Here is a 15,230-nt window from a genome sequence, read left to right as displayed (position 1 = left end):
CCTACGCCCGCACCGCCGCGCGGTCGTCGAAGAGGTCTTCGCTCGGCAGCGCGTACTTCTCGACGTCCGGTGCCCTGTCCGGCAACGGGTCCGACGGCATCTCCGGTTGCAGCGGCGGGGCGGCGACCTGGTTGAACGGGATTCCGCGCGGGGCCCTGACCTTCTTCCGCGGCCCGGCATCGTCATACCGCACGTCCTGGCCGTTGCCGACGATCACGTTGCCGGCCAGGTCCGCCGGTGCCGGGTCCTGGCCGCGGCTCAGCGCCAGCCCGGTGCCGGGGTTGCCGGTGATCAGGTTGCGGGACACCAGGTTCTTCGTGCTGGCCAGGAGGCTCATGCCGAGCCCGAACGCGCCGTCGGCCTGCGCGGGCGAGAGGGTCTCGTCGTTGTCGGAGACGAGGTTGCCGACGAGCACGACGTCCTCCTGGCGCTCGGCGGCCGAGGTCATGCCGACCCGGTTGCCGCTGAACCTGTTGCCCAGCACGAACATCCGGCCGGACGCGTTCGTGCCCTGGTAGCCCACGGCGTTGCGTTCGGCGACGTTGCCGCGCACGACGACGTCGCACGGCTTGCACCGGCTGACGGAGAACCCGGAGCCGGCGCTGCCGCTCGCGTAGCTCTGCTCGATCACGCCGTTCTGGGAGTTGAGGGCGTGGACGCCGAACTGCGCGTTGTTGCTGGCCGTCACGTAGGAGACGCGAAAGCCGCGCTGCTCGGAGATCAGCACACCGTCGGACGTGTGGTTGCGGACCGTCAGGTTCTGCACGGACACGTCCGCGGCGGCGACCACGATCCCGTTGGCGCGCTCGGTCTCGCCGTCGATGATCACGCTGCCGCGCCGGGCTCCCCTGATCGTGAGGCCCTTGGTCCTGACCTGCACCGACTCCTCGTACACGCCCGGCGACACGACGATGGTCGCGCCCTCCTTCGCCACGTCGACGGCGTCCTGGATGGTGCTCAGCTGCGCCGGGACGTTGATCTCGGGACCGAGGCCCGGTTGCGCCGACGAGCACCCGGCGACCAGGAGGGCTGCGGCGAAGACGGACGGAAGGCGCACGGCTGGCACCGTACTGGGCCGAACGGCCCAAGGTCACATCGCGGTCGGCTGCGTTTGTTAACCCATGATGACGAACTGGGCATCGCTGCGCGTTCCACCGCTCGATTGGTCACACTGAGCTGTCCCGGGTTTCCCGTCGGAGGGTATGGTCTAGACCATGTCGAGCGCGCGGCTGAGCGGTGTCGGTGTGAGCAGCGGTCGGGCAACCGGCCCCGTGGTGAGGATCGCCGAGGCCCTGCCGGAACCTCCTGCGGGCCAGCGAACAGCGGATACGAAGATGGAAGCCTCCCTCATCCGTCCCGCGACGGAGGTCGTGGCGCAGCGCCTGATGGAGCGCGCGAAGACGGTCGAGGGCGATGCCCGCGCCGTGCTGGAGACGACGGCGGCGATGGCCGGCGACCCGTCCCTCATCAAGGCCGCCGAGAAGCTCGTCGTCGACCAGTCGCTGACCGCTGCCCGTGCCGTGCACGAGGCCGCGCAGAAGTTCATCTCCGCACTGCAGGCCGCCGGTGGCTACATGGCCGAACGGGCCCGCGACGTCCAGGACGTCCGCGACCGCGTGGTGGCCGAGCTCCTCGGCCAGCCCGCGCCAGGAGTCCCCGACCTGACCTCGCCGTCCGTGCTGGTGGCGCGCGACCTCGCGCCCGCCGACACCGCGGGCCTCGACCCGGCGAAGGTCCTCGCCCTGGTCACGGAGGAGGGCGGCCCCACCTCCCACACGGCGATCCTCGCCCGTTCGCTCGGCATCCCGGCCGTTGTCGCGTGCCGCGGCATCCTGGCGTTCGAGGGCACCTCTCTCGACGTCGACGGCGACACGGGCCAGGTCCGCGAGTCGGACGGCAAGGTCCGCGCGGCCGGCACCGGCAAGAAGGCCGAGTGGAACGGCGTCGGTGTGCTCAAGGACGGCCTCCGGGTGAAGGTCCTGGGCAACGTCGGCTCGCCCGCCGACGCCCTGGCCGCTGCTCAGGCCGGTGCGGAGGGCGTGGGTCTCTTCCGCACGGAGTTCTGCTTCCTGGACGCAGCAGAGGAACCGACCGTTGCTGAGCAGACTGCTGCTTACGAGGCTGTGCTGGCGCCGTTTGCGGGCAAACCCGTTGTGGTGCGCACCCTCGACGCGGGCGCGGACAAGCCGCTGGCGTTTCTGAACCCGGACCCCGAGCCCAACCCGGCCATGGGCGTGCGCGGCCTGCGCGTCGCCTTCGACCGCCCCGAGATCCTCGACCGCCAGCTCGAAGCCATCGCTGCCGCGGCCAAGTCGTCGGGCGCCGACGTCTCGGTCATGGCACCGATGGTCGCCACCGCCGCCGAAGCCACCTGGTTCGTCGAGCGCGCCCACAAGGCCGGTATCGCTCGTGTCGGTGTGATGGTCGAGGTCCCGTCCGCGGCCCTGTCGGCCCGCGAAATCCTGCAGGTCGTCGACTTCATCTCCATCGGCACCAACGACCTGGCCCAGTACGTCTTCGCCGCCGACCGCCAGCTCGGCGGCGTGGCCGCGCTGAACGATCCGTGGCAGCCCGCGCTGCTGCGCCTGATCGCCCTGGTCGGCGAGGCGGCGACCGCCACCGGCAAGCCCGTCGGCGTCTGCGGCGAGGCGGCGGCCGACCCGCTGCTCGCGTGCGTGCTGATCGGCCTCGGCGTGACGTCGCTGTCGATGAACCACACGGCTCTCGCCGGCGTCGGCGCGAGGCTCGCGACGTCCAGCATGGACATCTGCCAGCTCGCGGCCCGTGGCGCGCTGGCCGCGGGCGACCCGGCCTCGGCCAAGCTGGCAGCCCGCGCCCCGCACTAGTAGAGCGTCGCGGCTTGGTTGTGCTCCGCTGAGTCAGGCAGGGCACGAGGCTGGGCGGCCTGGTCGCTCGTTGCCGAAGCCCGGGATGGTCGCGCTCACGTAGGTCGCCGCCGAGATGGCGGTAGAAAACTGCTCGCGCAAGCGTTTGCTGATCACCCCAACTACCACCAACAATGCAGGTAGCAGCCATGAAAGCGCGAGCTCCATGATCAGATAGCTGCGACGCTCTGTGTGACGCCACTAGCTTCGGAGTTCGTCGAGAACCGCCCTGATCAGGGGGTGGTCCTCCGAACCTGTGCGCACCGCCGCCACCACTCGCCGCAGCGGCGCCACTCCGGCGACCGGCACCCCGCGCACGGCGTTGCGCGGTGCCAGCGCCACCCCGGCACCGGCCGCGACCAGGGCCTGGATCGCGCGGAAGTCGTCAGACGTGTGCCTGATACGCGGCGTGAACCCGGCCTGCGCGCACGCCATCTCCACGACGTCGCGCAGCGGGTTGCCGGGCAGCGTGACCACCCAGTCCTCGTCGGCGAGCGCCGCCAGGTCCACCGGTCCGGTGGCCGGATGCCCCGGCGGCAGCACGACGTCGAAAGGCTCGGTGTACAGCGGAAACCGGGTGAACCGGTCCGTCGTGCGGTGCTCCTCGGTGATCGCCACGTCGATCTCGCCGTCCAGCAACAACCGCACGCTCTCGTGCCCCTCGGCGTCGCGCACCGACAGTTCGATCGACCGTTCCTTCAACGCGGCCAGCGCGGGCGCCACCACCTGCGTGATCGCCGAAGCGAACGCCGCGACCCCCACCTGCCCGGCCGAGCCGGAGGCGAGAGCGTCCAAAGTGGCCTGTGCGCGTTCCAGTTCGGCGGCGACGACATGGGCGTGCGTGACGAGCAGGTCGCCCGCCGGCGTCAGCGACACCCGTCGCCCTTTGCGCAGCAGCAACGGATGCCCTGCCTCGGACTCCAGCGCCGCGAGCTGCTGCGACACCGCCGACGGCGTGAGGTGCAATGCGGCGGCTGCGGCCGTCACGGTGCCGTGGTCAGCGAGTGCGCGCAGCACGCGGAGCCGTCGTGGGTCGATCACCGCTCAATGATGGGGGATTCCACTCCGCCGTTCACGGGGACGCCCAGCGGCAGGATCGGCTCGGCGTTCGTCCCCTCCAACAGGAGGTACCGCTCCTCCGCGATCGACGTCATCGAGGGAAGGCCGTGCTGGGACTTCGTGATGACGTTCCGTTTCAAGATCGGCTTGCCCGTCGCGGGGTTGATGACGAACTGGGTCTCGACGTCGCCGAACTGGAACTGCGGCAGCGCGGCGATCGCCACCCCGACGCCCACCCCCTTGTCGGGCAGGGGCACGCGGTCGAGGTACCGCACCCCGTCGAGCGACTTGAGCAGTTCGAACGCTCCCCGCCGCTGGTCGTCGCGCACGTCGGCGATCATCACCGCCATGACGAGGTCCGCGAGCTCGTAGGCGCCCTTCTCCTCGGGCTGCAGCTTCGCCCTCATGCCCGCAGGGTCCGCGGGCAGGTCGTCGAACGACTCCAGCCGCTCCCAGTAGGCGGACGTCAACGAGAGCCCGCTGACGTAGGACTCCTGCACCGCCGGTGCCATCGGACCGATGCGCACCGACCGGCTGCCGCCGAGCTGAGGCACGACCTCCGGCCGGCCCGCGGCTTCCCACGCGGTGTTGTCGCCCCGCGAGAACGGCTCGACCTTGCCGTCCTTCTGCACCACCGCGATCTCGCGCTTCCCGGCCTGCCACTGATCGGTCCTGGAGTCGAACCGCACGACGTACGGTTTCGTCGGCTCCCCCACGACCATCAACGACGACTGCTGCCGCAACACCCGCCACCACTGAGACGTGGAGGCCGGCTGCACGGGCTGAGGGGGTGAAGGCAGCAAGACGACCGCGAGCACGATCACGACCCCGATCACCAGCAACGGAGCGAACCGCCGCACGAACTGCCTGCGCACCGGCCTCTCTCGCGGCAACGTGACGATGCGTGCGAGGTCGCGTTCCATGCGGTCGGGGTCGACCTCGGGTGTCGGTGGCTTGGCCTGCGCCAGGTCTTTCAGGATGTCTTCCACGACGCCCTCGCACGGTCGAAGTTCGGTGTCCAGAGAGCGGCCTGCAACCGCCGACGAGCTCGATGCAGCCGCACGAAGAACGTCGCGGTCGTGCACCCGAGCACCTGTGCGGCCTCGGCCGCGGCCAGTCCGTGCCACGCGATGAGCGTCAGCACCTCCTGGTCCGCCTCGGACAGGCTCGCGAGGGCAGCCCGGAGTTCGATCACCGCGAAGTCGTCTTCCGCCGGGAAGTCGGTGAGCTCGATGTGCGTCGTCTGCCGACGGGCCGAACGCACCAGGTTGCGGGCGATGCCGAGCAGCCACGGCAGCGCGTTCGACGGCATCTGGTCGAGCTTGCGCCAGGCGACTGTGAAGGTCTCGCTGGTGATGTCCTCCGCGAGCCGAGGCCCCGCGTGGCTCGCCGCATAGGCGAGCACCCGCGGGTAGCACTCGCGGTAGACGCTCGAGAATTCCTCCACGTCAGGTAGTGCGCTGACCCGGCCGATTCTTACAGTTGAGTGATGCGGGTCACAGCTCGAAGGAACGCCGACCACGCCTCACCTGACACCGGCAGGTGCGTGGAGGGCGCCTTGCTGTCCCGGATGCCGATGCCGTGCCCGATCTCGACGCAGTCGCTCGCGTCTTCGCTGTAAGAGCTCTTGCGCCAGGTCGACATCAGGAACGCCTCCTCAGGCCAGCAGGCCGTTGATCAGTTCTTTTGATTGTTCCGGATCCAAGGCTTGAGCGTCGAGGAGCTTCATCACGCTGGCGTAGGTGGCGAGCGAATGCTTGTCTTCGAGGAAGATGCACGCGGTCTTGCTCTCGATGAAGATGACCGGTTCGAACTTCTCGTAGCCGAGGTGCAGGAATGAACCAGCGGAGCCAGCGTTTGCCCCTATGTCCGTCGGTACGACTCGTACCGTGACGTAGTAGCGCTGTGCCATCCCCAAGATGTGGATGAGTTGGTCCTTCATCACATCTGGCCCGCCAACCGGCAAGTGCAGGGTGTGTTCGCTGATGTAGAACACGAAAGTGCGGCTCGGGTGGAAGAGCTTCCGGCGTTCGGTCTTCGCCGCAATCACTTTCTCGTAGTCGACCGTCTTGCTTCGAGCCGCTCTCTCGATGACGGCACGCATGTAGTCGGTGGTTTGCAAGTGGCCGGGGATGAGATTTGCCGACCACGCAGTGATCTTGTCAGCGAGGCGCTCCTGGTTGAGCAGCATGCGCACCTGGTCAGGCGGCCCGTCCTCGTCAGGGATCTTGAGGTAGCCGCTCTCGCGCGTCTCGCGAAACAGGGCGAGCAGGTACTGGATCTCTGATGGCGCGACGCGGCAGTAGCTGAGCAGCTGCATCACGTCGGTCTCGGTCACGCCGCCTTTGCCGCGGACCATGTCGGAGAGCTTGGCTTCGTCCCAGCCGATTGCTGCGGCGAGCTGGCGGTGGGTCATCCCGGTCTTCTCGATGGCGCTTCGCACGCCCTCGCCGAACTCCCGTCCCACCACACTGGACTTTCGTCTTGGCATGCCGCTAAAGCTAGAAGAATGCTCGCACCGGCTCCACTTTTTCCTCGAAGGGAGTAGTTTTTGGAGCCGGTACAAGTCCGATGTTTACATCTTTGCGCGTGCGGCGATAAACGCGTCCACAGCGCGGTTAACGTCCTCGGTCGTGTGTGAAGCCGACATCTGCGTGCGGATGCGAGCCTTGCCGTGCGGCACCACGGGGTACGAGAAGCCGATCACGTAAATGCCCTGCTCCAGCAGCAGATCCGCCAACCGGCCCGCCTCGGCCGCGTCGCCGATCATCACCGGGATGATCGGGTGCTCACCGGGCAGCAGGTCGAAGCCCTCCTCGGTCATCCGCCGGCGGAACAGCTCCGTGTTCTCCCGGAGCCGGACCAGCAGGTCGGACGAGGTGGAGAGCATGTCGAGCGTGGCGATCGCGGCGGCGGTGATCGACGGCGCGAGGGAGTTCGAGAACAGGTACGGGCGCGAGCGCTGGCGCAGCAGTTCGACGATCTCCTTGCGGCCGGACGTGTAGCCGCCGGACGCGCCGCCCAGCGCCTTGCCGAGGGTGCCCGTGACGATGTCGACGCGGTCCTGCACGCCGAACAGCTCCGGGGTGCCGCGGCCGGTCGGGCCGGTGAAGCCGACGGCGTGCGAGTCGTCGACCATGACCAGCGCGTTGTAGCGCTCGGCCAGGTCGCAGATCTCGTCGAGCGGCGCGAGGTAGCCGTCCATCGAGAACACGCCGTCGGTGGCGATCAGCCGGTAGCGGGCGTCGGCCGCGTCCTTGAGCTGGCGCTCCAGGTCGTCCATGTCGCGGTTGGAGTAGCGGAAGCGCTTGGCCTTCGACAGCCGCACGCCGTCGATGATCGACGCGTGGTTCAGCTCGTCGGAGATGATCGCGTCCTCGGCGCCGAGCAGCGTCTCGAACAGGCCGCCGTTCGCGTCGAAGCACGAGCTGTAGAGGATCGTGTCCTCGGTGCCGAGGAACTCGCTGAGCTTGCGCTCCAGTTCCTTGTGCGGTTCCTGGGTGCCGCAGATGAACCGCACCGAGGCCATGCCGAAGCCCCAGTCGTCCAGCGCCTTCTTCGCGGCCTCGATGAGCTGCGGGTGGTCGGCGAGTCCGAGGTAGTTGTTGGCGCAGAAGTTCAGCACCTCGTCACCGGAGCCGACGCGTACGGAGGCGTTCTGCGGGGTGCCGATCACGCGTTCGGACTTGTAGAGACCGGCCTCCCTGATCTCCCCGATCGTCTTGAGGAGGTCGTTCTTCAGCTCGCCGTACATCAGGCTCCCGTCCAGTCGAGGATGACCTTGCCGCACTTGCCTTCGCGCGCGGTGGCGAACGCCTCCGCGTGCTGCGTGTGGTCGTACCGGTGCGTGATGACCGGCGCGAGGTCGAGGCCGCGCTGCAGCAGCACGGTCATCGAGTACCAGGTCTCGAACATCTCGCGGCCGTAGATCCCCTTGATGTGCAGCATCTTCAGCACGACGCTGCTCCAGTCGACGGAGAACTCGTCCGCGGGCAGCCCCAGCATCGCGATGCGACCGCCGTGCGCCATGTTCGCGATCATGTCCCGCATCGCCACCGGCTTGCCGGACATCTCCATGCCGACGTCGAAGCCCTCTGCCATGCCGAGTTCCCGCTGGGCGTCCGCGATCGTCTTCTCGGCGACGTTCACCGCGAGGTCGACGCCGACCTTGCGAGCGAGGTCGAGGCGGTGCTCGGAGATGTCGGTGATCACGACGTTGCGCGCGCCCGCGTGCTTGGCGACGGCGGCGGCCATGATGCCGATCGGACCGGCGCCCGTGATGATCACGTCCTCGCCGATGACGGGGAAGCTCAGCGCGGTGTGCACGGCGTTGCCGAACGGGTCGAAGATCGCGGCCACGTCCAGGTCGACGGCCGTGCGGTGCACCCACGCGTTCTGCTCGGGCAGCACGACGTACTGCGCGAACGCGCCGTTGGAGTGCACGCCCAGACCTCGCGTGTTGGCGCAGAGGTGGCGACGGCCGGCCTTGCAGTTGCGGCAGGTCCCGCAGACGAGGTGGCCCTCGCCGCTGACCAGGTCGCCGACCTTGACGCCGGTGACGCTGCCGCCGATCTCGACGACCTCACCGACGAACTCGTGGCCGAGGACGAGCGGCGCCTTGATGTTCTGCGCGGCCCAGTCGTCCCACGAGTCGATGTGCAGGTCGGTGCCGCAGATGCCGGTGCGCAACACCCTGACCAGCACGTCCGTCGGTCCCGGAGTGGGGTCCGGGACGTCGGTCAGTTCGAGGCCAGGCCCTGCGGCGACCTTGACGAGAGCCTTCATGCGGGAAGTTTCACCCTTTGCTGCTTGTGTAGTCCATCAGGACTTTCTGAAGTTCTTGTGCAGCTCAGCTTCATTGGCGATGTTGCGCACCATGCCGCCGAACACGATGCCGTGAAACGGCCAGACAGCCGCCCAGTAGAGGTGTCCGGCGAGCCCTTTGGGCACGAACACGGCGCGTTGGCGGTAAGTGGACCCGTGTCCCTCGTTGGCCGCCACTCGAAGCTCCAGCCAGGCCTTCCCCGGCACCTTCATCTCGGCCCGCAGCCTCAGCAACTTCCCGCGTTCGATCTCCTCGACACGCCAGAAGTCGAGCGCCTCGCCCACGTACAGCCGCTGCGGGTCACGCCGCCCGCGCCGCAGCCCGACGCCGCCCACAAGCCGGTCCATCCAGCCCCGGATCGCCCAGGCCAGCGGGAACGAGTACCAGCCGCGCTCGCCGCCGATGCCTTCGACGACCTCCCACAACCGTTCGGGCGTGGCAGTCGTGCGCCGCTCGCGTTCGTCGGTGTAGACCGAACCGCCGGACCAGCCGGGGTCGGTCGGCAGCGGCTCGCTCGGCGAACCCGGCAGCGTCGCCCCCGACCAGCGCGTCTCCACGTCGGCGTCGCGGATCTTGCTCAGCGCCAGCGCGACGGCCTTGTCGTAGCCGGTGTTCTCGCCCGGCAGCACCTCGCGGATGTCGTTCTCCCGGCACACCACCTCGTGCACCAGCGACTCGATCAACGGCCTCGCGATCGACTTCGGCACCGGCGTGACGACGTTGACCCAGTGCGAGGACAGGCCCGGCGTCAGCAGCGGCACGGGCAGCACGCGGCGCCTGGGCAGCCCGGCGACCTCGGCGTACCGGAGCATCATCTGCAGGTACGTCAGCACGTCCGGCCCGCCGATGTCGAACGTCCGGTTCTGGTTCTCGAGCGTCGTGGCCTCGACCAGGTAGCGCAGCACGTCCCGCACGGCGATCGGCTGGATCCGGTTGTGCACCCAGCGCGGCGTGACCATGACCGGCAGCCGTTCGGTCAGGTAGCGCAGCATCTCGAAGCTCGCCGACCCGGAGCCGATGATCACGGCGGCCTGCAGCACCACGGCCTGGACGTCCGAGTGCAGGAAGGCCTCGCCGACCTCCTTGCGCGAAGCCAGGTGCGGCGACAGCTCGACGCCGGCCGGGTGCAGGCCGCCCAGGTAGACGATCCTCCGCACGCCGGCCCGTTCGGCCGCCTTCGCCGTGTTCTCCGCGGCCTTGCGGTCGGCGTCGGCGAAGTCCTTCGACTGCAGCGAGTGCACGAGGTAGTGGACGACCTCGACGTCCCGCATCGCCTCGTCGAGATCGCCGAGCACGTCCCCGCGCACGATCTCGACGTCAGCGGCCCACGGGACGTCGCGCAACTTCTCCGGCGAACGCACGAGGCAGCGGACCTCGTGCCCTTCGGCCAGCAGCCTGGGCACGAGTCGTCCGCCGAGGTACCCGGTCGCGCCGGTCACGAGACACCGCATGCCTCGATCCTGCGTGCTCCGGCGCGTTCGTGCAGATCAGGCCACGCTCGCGCAGGGGTACCCCCGGCCTGGGATCCCCTCGCATCCCAACGTACTCAGCGGGTCCGACAAGATCAGCGCTTGCTCCGCTTGATCACCACGGTGCCACCGCGCACCGAGCCCTTGAGCTGGAAGTGCGGGTTGCCCGTGGTGTTCTGGACCTTGTCCTTGAGCTCGCCCGCCGTGACCTCGACGGCGTCGGCGTTGACCGACGACCCCGCCGGCAGCAGGAGCTTCACCGTGCCCAGCGACACGTCCAGGTCGACGTTGACGACCGGCGGCACCTCGGCGGCGGTGAAGTCGAGGTTCGTGGTGCCGAGGGTGTTGCGGATGACGAGCTCGTTCGGCACGACCCAGTGACCCTTGCGGGTCGTGGTGCTCATCGTGTTCTTCAGCTCGGTCCGCTCGCGGGCCAGCTCGTTGTTGACCATGCCGGGCAGGTCGAGCAGCACCACGTTCAGGTCGGCGCGGGTCTTCGCGCCGAGTGCGGTGTCCGTGCGGACGGTGAACTCGTCGAGCGTGATCATGCCGCGGCCCACCGCCTTGTTCAGGAGGGTGACGACGTGCTCGCGTTCCGCGTCGGACACGCGTAAGTCTCTGGGGTCTGTCATTTCTCTGCCTCCGGTTCGGCGTCGAGACCGTGCTCGATGGCATAACGCGCCAACTCCACCCGGTTGTGCAGTTGGAGTTTGCGCAATGTCGACTGAACGTGGTTTTCGACCGTGCGGTGGGAGATCACCAGGCGGTTCGCGATCTGTCGTGCGGTCAGGCCCTTGGCCACCAGCCGCAGCACCTCGGTCTCCCGGTCGGTGAGCTGAGGCTTCTCCTCCGAGTCGTCGGGCGCGGCGGCCATGCGCCGGTACTCGCCCAGCACCAGGCCCGCGAGCCCGGCCGTGAACACGGCGTCGCCCGCGGCCGTGCGGGACACGGCCTCGACCAGTTCCTCCGAGGACGCGGACTTCACCAGGTACCCGGACGCCCCCGCCTTCACGGCCTGCAGCACGTCGTCGTGCTCGCCGGACGCGGACAGCACGAGCACGCGCGTCTCGGGCAGCTCGCTGGTGATCATCGCGGTGGCGTCGACCCCGGAGAGTTCGCCGAGGTTGAGGTCCATCAGGACCACGTTGGGCCGCACGGCCTTCGCGATCCGCACCGCCGAGGGCGCGTCACCCGCGGTCGCCACGACCTCGAAGCCGCGTTCCTGCAGATCGCGCGCCACGCCTTCGCGCCACATCGGATGGTCGTCCACGACCATCACCGAGACCGTCATCTTGCCGCCCCCTTCCTGAACACCCGAACCTCCCATTCCGTGCCCTCCCCCGGCCCGGTCTGGAGCTCCAGCGTTCCGCCGAGCGACTCCACCCGGCCTTTGATCGACTTCTCGATCCCCATCCTGCCTTCCGCGGCGGCCGACGCGATCCGGCCTTCGGGGATGCCAGGCCCATCGTCCCTGACGCTCAGCACGATTTCTTCCCCGAGGTCTTCCAGCAGCACCCAGGCCCGTGCGTCCTCACCGCAGTGCTTGTCCACGTTGGACAGCGCCTCGCGCACCAGCGACGTGAGTTCGCCCGCCGCCGGGGCCTCGAACATCACCTGGGTGGCGGGCGTCGACACCTGGATCCTCGGCGTGGCGAGCATCTGCAGGCCGGGACGGAGGTCGATCTCTCCATCCACTGTGGAGTCGGTCGGCGCGGCGGCCACCAGGTTCCGCAGCGCCACCTCCTGCTCGCCCGCCATCTTGGCCAGTTCGGCAGCCTCGCCACCGACCTCCAGGCCGCGCTTGCGCACGCGGGCGAGCACCTGCAGCACGCTGTCGTGGATCGACCGGGCAAGCCTCTCGCGTTCGGCTGTTGCGGCTTCGGCTCTCAACGCTTGTGCGAGGAGCACCGCAGACCGCCGTGCCGTGGCGGACGCCATGCCGACGACCATGCCCGCACCGGCCAGCAACACCACGTCGCGCAGCAGGTCGAGGCTCGGCGAACGGTGGGACAGATAGGTGAAGAGGCCGACGGTCAGCCCGCCGCCGAAGCCCGCGGCCGCCCCGCCGAGCGCGCCCAGCGCGACCGCCGGCACGCACGCCCAGATCGTCGTGATCAGCGGGACGTGCAGGACCAGCAGCTGGTGGTCGGACATGATCAGCGGCGACAACGACATGAGACCGCAGGTCAGAGCGAGGTCGACCAGCACGATCGGCCACCGCCTGCCCCACGTCGTGCTGTAGGCGCGGCTCGTGAAGACGGACCACAGCGCCATCACCCCGAGCGTGGTCCACGCGAGCCACGGCCGTACGTAACCGGATTGGTTCGCGATGACGTTGGCCGCCGCGAAGAGGAATGTGACTATGCGTAGCGCAATCGTCCCGCGCCACAGGGGCGTGGCCGGGTCGTCGATCACCTTCGTCACACGTTCGGCAGGCTCTTTGGGCACGCTGTGCTCCTTTCGGGCACCATCCTGCCGCGTGAACGTGTGCTGGCTAACCCCCAGGTGGCCGTCTTCTGCCGAACGGAGGAATGTGCGACGCTCTCCGGGTTCGGGGGAGGGCGATGCGGGTGCGGGACTGGCCGGTGTGGAGTTTGCGGCAGCCTGCGCTCTACTACTGGTTGTTCATCGACGTCGCGGCCCTCGCCACCGTCACCTACGCGATCGTTTCCTCCGAAACACCGTCACCCTCCGAAATCGCCAAGTTCGCCGCGATCGCGGGCACGGCGGGCGCGGTGATCATCGGTAGCACCATCTACAGCCACCGCCTGGGCGAGACCGAGCGCAACCCGTGGGCCGCCCACCTCTGCTACCTGACGGCGGGCATCCTCGCCCTCCCGCCGAACCTGATGGTGCTGCTCCTCTTCGGCCCGGCCCTGCACTGCCTGCTGACCCAGCGCCCGGAAACCCACCGCTGGCTCTTCACGTTGAGCGCCACGACCCTGGCCGTCTTCACCACCCGCTACGTCCTCGGCTGGGCCGACCCGCACGCCAACCTCGTGATCCTCACCCTGGCCGCGACGCTGCTGCTGCTCCTGCGAGCGGGCCTGATCGCGCTGGGCCTGAAGCTGCGCAGCCCGTCCGCCACCTTCGAGGAGAACGTCGGCGAACCCATCGACGCCATCCTCGGCGTGGTCGCCGTGTCCATCGGCGGCCTCATGGGCTGCGTGGCGGAGTCGAACGCAGTCCACGTCCTCATCGCCGGCCCGTCCCTGGCCCTGCTGGAACGAGCAGCCCAACTCCCCCAATGGCGCCGCTCGGCCCAGCGCGACGCCAAGACCGGCCTCGCCAACGCGGTGCACTGGGACACCCGAGCCCGCTACGAACTGGGCAAGGGTGCGAGCCGCACCCGCCCGATGGCCGTGATGCTCCTCGACCTCGACCACTTCAAGAGGGTCAACGACGAGGTCGGCCACCTCGCAGGCGACGCCGCCCTGGCCGCGATCTCGTTGCTGCTGCGCGGCACCGTCCGCCGAGGAGACCTCGTCGGACGGTTCGGTGGCGAGGAGTTCGTGGTGCTCCTGCCCGAGGCCACCCCCGACGAGGCCGAGCACGTCGCCGAACGCGTGCGCAAGGCCGTGGCGGCCCTACGCGTGCCCACGATGGCCACGGACGGCAAGCCGCACGAGCTGCACGGGCTGACTGTGTCCATAGGGGTGTCGACGACGACTCGGTTCGGGTACGAGCTGCCGGACCTGTTGGTGGCGGCCGACGCGGCGTTGCTGGCGGCCAAGGCTTACGGCCGCAATCTCGTGTCGATGGCTTAGAGCTCTTTGACCCGTTCGCTCTTGTCGTCCTTCGGTGCCGTGTCCTGAGGATTCAGCACGTCCACCTTCTCCGGGTTCTGCGCAGCGTCCGAATCGGACACCAGCGACCGGATCCCGGAGTTCAGCACCGCCAGCAACGGCACGGCCAGCAACGCCCCGGCGATGCCCCCGGTCACCAATCCGCCGGCGATCGCCAGCACCACGGCCAACGGGTGCAGCTTCACCGCACGCCCCAGCAACAGCGGCTGCAGGACGTGCGACTCCAGCTGCATCACACCGATGAGCACGGCCAGCACGACCAAAGCGGCAATGGGCCCGTTGGTCACCAACGCGATCAACACCGCCACGGCACCGGTGAACACCGCACCGATGATGGGAATGAACGCACCGAGGAACACCAACGCGGACAGCGGCACCACGAGCGGCACACCGATGATCGCCAGACCGACACCAACGCCGACGGCGTCCACGATCGCGACCACGGCCGTAGCGCGCACATAAGAAACGAGAGAGCTGAACCCGCGCCGTCCCGCCACGTCGACGCGCTGACGCACGTCGCGAGGCACGGCGCGAGTGACGAAACGCCAGATGCCGTCACCGTCGTGCAGGAAGAAGATCAGCGTGAACAGCGCCAGCAGCAGCCCGGTGAGCAGCTCGCCCAGGGTCGCGGCGGTCGTCAGGGCGCCGGACGTGATCTCCGCCTGGTTCTCCTTGATCGTCTTCACGATCTCGTTGACGTAGTTCTGCAGCTGCTGGTCCGACAGGTGCGCGGGCCCGTCCTTCAGCCAGGTCTGGATGGTGTCGAGCGATGCCGCCACCTGCGACTGCAGCTCGGGCAGGCCCCGGGAGAACTCGCTGATCACGAACGTCAGCACGCCGCCGAGGACGCCGAGGCCGATGATCATCATCACGGTCACCGCCACGCCGCGCGGCACCCGCCACTCGACGAGCTTCGAGACGCCCGGTGACAGCAGTGCGGCGAGCAGCAGCGCGATAGCGACGGGGATCACTATCGACGCGAGGAAGCCGAACACGTAGGCGACCACGTACAACGCGGCCACCACGACGACGAACCGCCAGCTCAGCGCGGCACTCACCCGCAACAGCTTCGGAACGCGGCCGCTGATCTCCGACTCCGGCGTGCTCATGGACCTCACGTTAACTGTTCAGACCCTCGCCAAGGCGCAACCTCAGCAGGGATGATCCGATTCGTCAGGGGGAGGAC

At 68.7% G+C, this 15,230-nt stretch carries 15 protein-coding genes; 2 read left to right on the top strand and 13 right to left on the bottom strand.

The features are described from left to right. Position 1 precedes the first annotated feature (1 nt). Positions 2 to 1,057, bottom strand: coding sequence for a right-handed parallel beta-helix repeat-containing protein (locus SK571_RS08320; protein ID WP_319983440.1), 1,056 nt, complete (start codon positions 1,055 to 1,057; stop codon positions 2 to 4). 157 nt (positions 1,058 to 1,214) lie between these two features. On the opposite strand from SK571_RS08320, the gene ptsP reads away from it, so the two are divergent. After that, positions 1,215 to 2,846: a phosphoenolpyruvate--protein phosphotransferase gene (gene ptsP, locus SK571_RS08315; protein WP_319983439.1), complete on the top strand. Its 1,632-nt coding sequence runs from the start codon at positions 1,215 to 1,217 to the stop codon at positions 2,844 to 2,846. Positions 2,847 to 3,086: 240 nt separating this feature from the next. Here the strand turns inward: ptsP and SK571_RS08310 are convergent, their stop codons facing one another. The 11 genes from SK571_RS08310 to macS all read right to left on the bottom strand — a co-directional run bounded on the left by SK571_RS08310 (position 3,087) and on the right by macS (position 12,686). After that, positions 3,087 to 3,926 carry a LysR family transcriptional regulator gene (locus SK571_RS08310; protein WP_319983438.1) on the bottom strand — a complete coding sequence of 280 codons (840 nt, stop codon included), beginning with the start codon at positions 3,924 to 3,926 and terminating at the stop codon, positions 3,087 to 3,089. Next, positions 3,923 to 4,933: a hypothetical protein gene (locus tag SK571_RS08305; protein ID WP_319983437.1), complete on the bottom strand. Its 1,011-nt coding sequence runs from the start codon at positions 4,931 to 4,933 to the stop codon at positions 3,923 to 3,925. Before SK571_RS08305 ends, SK571_RS08310 begins: the two co-directional genes overlap by 4 nt. Then, positions 4,918 to 5,391, bottom strand: a complete 474-nt coding sequence (locus tag SK571_RS08300; protein ID WP_319983436.1) for an RNA polymerase sigma factor — start codon at positions 5,389 to 5,391, stop codon at positions 4,918 to 4,920. Before SK571_RS08300 ends, SK571_RS08305 begins: the two co-directional genes overlap by 16 nt. 29 nt (positions 5,392 to 5,420) lie before the next feature. Then, positions 5,421 to 5,588: a DUF397 domain-containing protein gene (locus SK571_RS08295; protein WP_319983435.1), complete on the bottom strand. Its 168-nt coding sequence runs from the start codon at positions 5,586 to 5,588 to the stop codon at positions 5,421 to 5,423. A 13-nt stretch (positions 5,589 to 5,601) separates the two neighbouring features. Beyond that, the gene (locus tag SK571_RS08290) at positions 5,602 to 6,435 is read right to left on the bottom strand and encodes a helix-turn-helix domain-containing protein (RefSeq protein ID WP_319983434.1); all 834 of its coding nucleotides are present in this window, start codon (positions 6,433 to 6,435) and stop codon (positions 5,602 to 5,604) included. An 84-nt stretch (positions 6,436 to 6,519) separates the two neighbouring features. Then, positions 6,520 to 7,698, bottom strand: a complete 1,179-nt coding sequence (locus SK571_RS08285; RefSeq protein ID WP_319983433.1) for a glycine C-acetyltransferase — start codon at positions 7,696 to 7,698, stop codon at positions 6,520 to 6,522. Beyond that, positions 7,698 to 8,729 carry an L-threonine 3-dehydrogenase gene (tdh, locus tag SK571_RS08280; protein ID WP_319983432.1) on the bottom strand — a complete coding sequence of 344 codons (1,032 nt, stop codon included), beginning with the start codon at positions 8,727 to 8,729 and terminating at the stop codon, positions 7,698 to 7,700. Before tdh ends, SK571_RS08285 begins: the two co-directional genes overlap by 1 nt. A 36-nt stretch (positions 8,730 to 8,765) precedes the next feature. Further along, on the bottom strand, positions 8,766 to 10,220 hold the full coding sequence (locus SK571_RS08275; RefSeq protein ID WP_319983431.1) for an SDR family oxidoreductase: 1,455 nt from the start codon (positions 10,218 to 10,220) through the stop codon (positions 8,766 to 8,768). Between the two features lie 113 nt (positions 10,221 to 10,333). Further along, positions 10,334 to 10,870, bottom strand: a complete 537-nt coding sequence (locus SK571_RS08270) for a DUF1707 SHOCT-like domain-containing protein (protein WP_406601953.1) — start codon at positions 10,868 to 10,870, stop codon at positions 10,334 to 10,336. Continuing rightward, positions 10,867 to 11,529 carry a response regulator transcription factor gene (locus SK571_RS08265; protein ID WP_319983429.1) on the bottom strand — a complete coding sequence of 221 codons (663 nt, stop codon included), beginning with the start codon at positions 11,527 to 11,529 and terminating at the stop codon, positions 10,867 to 10,869. Before SK571_RS08265 ends, SK571_RS08270 begins: the two co-directional genes overlap by 4 nt. Further along, on the bottom strand, positions 11,526 to 12,686 hold the full coding sequence (gene macS, locus SK571_RS08260; RefSeq protein ID WP_319983428.1) for a MacS family sensor histidine kinase: 1,161 nt from the start codon (positions 12,684 to 12,686) through the stop codon (positions 11,526 to 11,528). The genes SK571_RS08265 and macS overlap by 4 nt, the downstream gene beginning before the upstream one ends. A 116-nt stretch (positions 12,687 to 12,802) precedes the next feature. Here macS and SK571_RS08255 point away from each other — a divergent pair, with 116 nt between their 5' ends. Next, a complete protein-coding gene (locus tag SK571_RS08255) occupies positions 12,803 to 14,005 on the top strand; it encodes a GGDEF domain-containing protein (protein WP_319983427.1) in 1,203 nt (400 codons plus the stop codon). On the opposite strand, the gene SK571_RS08250 is transcribed toward SK571_RS08255, so the two are convergent. After that, entirely contained in the window at positions 14,002 to 15,153 is a 1,152-nt protein-coding gene (locus tag SK571_RS08250) for an AI-2E family transporter (RefSeq protein ID WP_319983426.1), read from the bottom strand. The genes SK571_RS08255 and SK571_RS08250 overlap by 4 nt on opposite strands. Positions 15,154 to 15,230 lie beyond the last annotated feature (77 nt).

Source organism: Lentzea kristufekii (assembly GCF_033949925.1).
Lineage (GTDB): Bacteria > Actinomycetota > Actinomycetes > Mycobacteriales > Pseudonocardiaceae > Lentzea > Lentzea kristufekii.
This window is presented reverse-complemented; position numbering and strand designations above follow the sequence as displayed.

What these genes read in the sequence shown, in the direction of transcription:
- SK571_RS08295 (WP_319983435.1), bottom strand. Translation starts at nt 5,588, where the DNA reads ATGTCGACCTGGCGCAAGAGCTCTTACAGCGAAGACGCGAGCGACTGC.
- ptsP (WP_319983439.1), top strand. Translation starts at nt 1,215, where the DNA reads ATGTCGAGCGCGCGGCTGAGCGGTGTCGGTGTGAGCAGCGGTCGGGCA.
- tdh (WP_319983432.1), bottom strand. Translation starts at nt 8,729, where the DNA reads ATGAAGGCTCTCGTCAAGGTCGCCGCAGGGCCTGGCCTCGAACTGACC.
- SK571_RS08250 (WP_319983426.1), bottom strand. Translation starts at nt 15,153, where the DNA reads ATGAGCACGCCGGAGTCGGAGATCAGCGGCCGCGTTCCGAAGCTGTTG.
- SK571_RS08265 (WP_319983429.1), bottom strand. Translation starts at nt 11,529, where the DNA reads ATGACGGTCTCGGTGATGGTCGTGGACGACCATCCGATGTGGCGCGAA.
- SK571_RS08275 (WP_319983431.1), bottom strand. Translation starts at nt 10,220, where the DNA reads ATGCGGTGTCTCGTGACCGGCGCGACCGGGTACCTCGGCGGACGACTC.
- SK571_RS08290 (WP_319983434.1), bottom strand. Translation starts at nt 6,435, where the DNA reads ATGCCAAGACGAAAGTCCAGTGTGGTGGGACGGGAGTTCGGCGAGGGC.
- SK571_RS08285 (WP_319983433.1), bottom strand. Translation starts at nt 7,698, where the DNA reads ATGTACGGCGAGCTGAAGAACGACCTCCTCAAGACGATCGGGGAGATC.
- SK571_RS08270 (WP_406601953.1), bottom strand. Translation starts at nt 10,870, where the DNA reads ATGACAGACCCCAGAGACTTACGCGTGTCCGACGCGGAACGCGAGCAC.
- SK571_RS08255 (WP_319983427.1), top strand. Translation starts at nt 12,803, where the DNA reads ATGCGGGTGCGGGACTGGCCGGTGTGGAGTTTGCGGCAGCCTGCGCTC.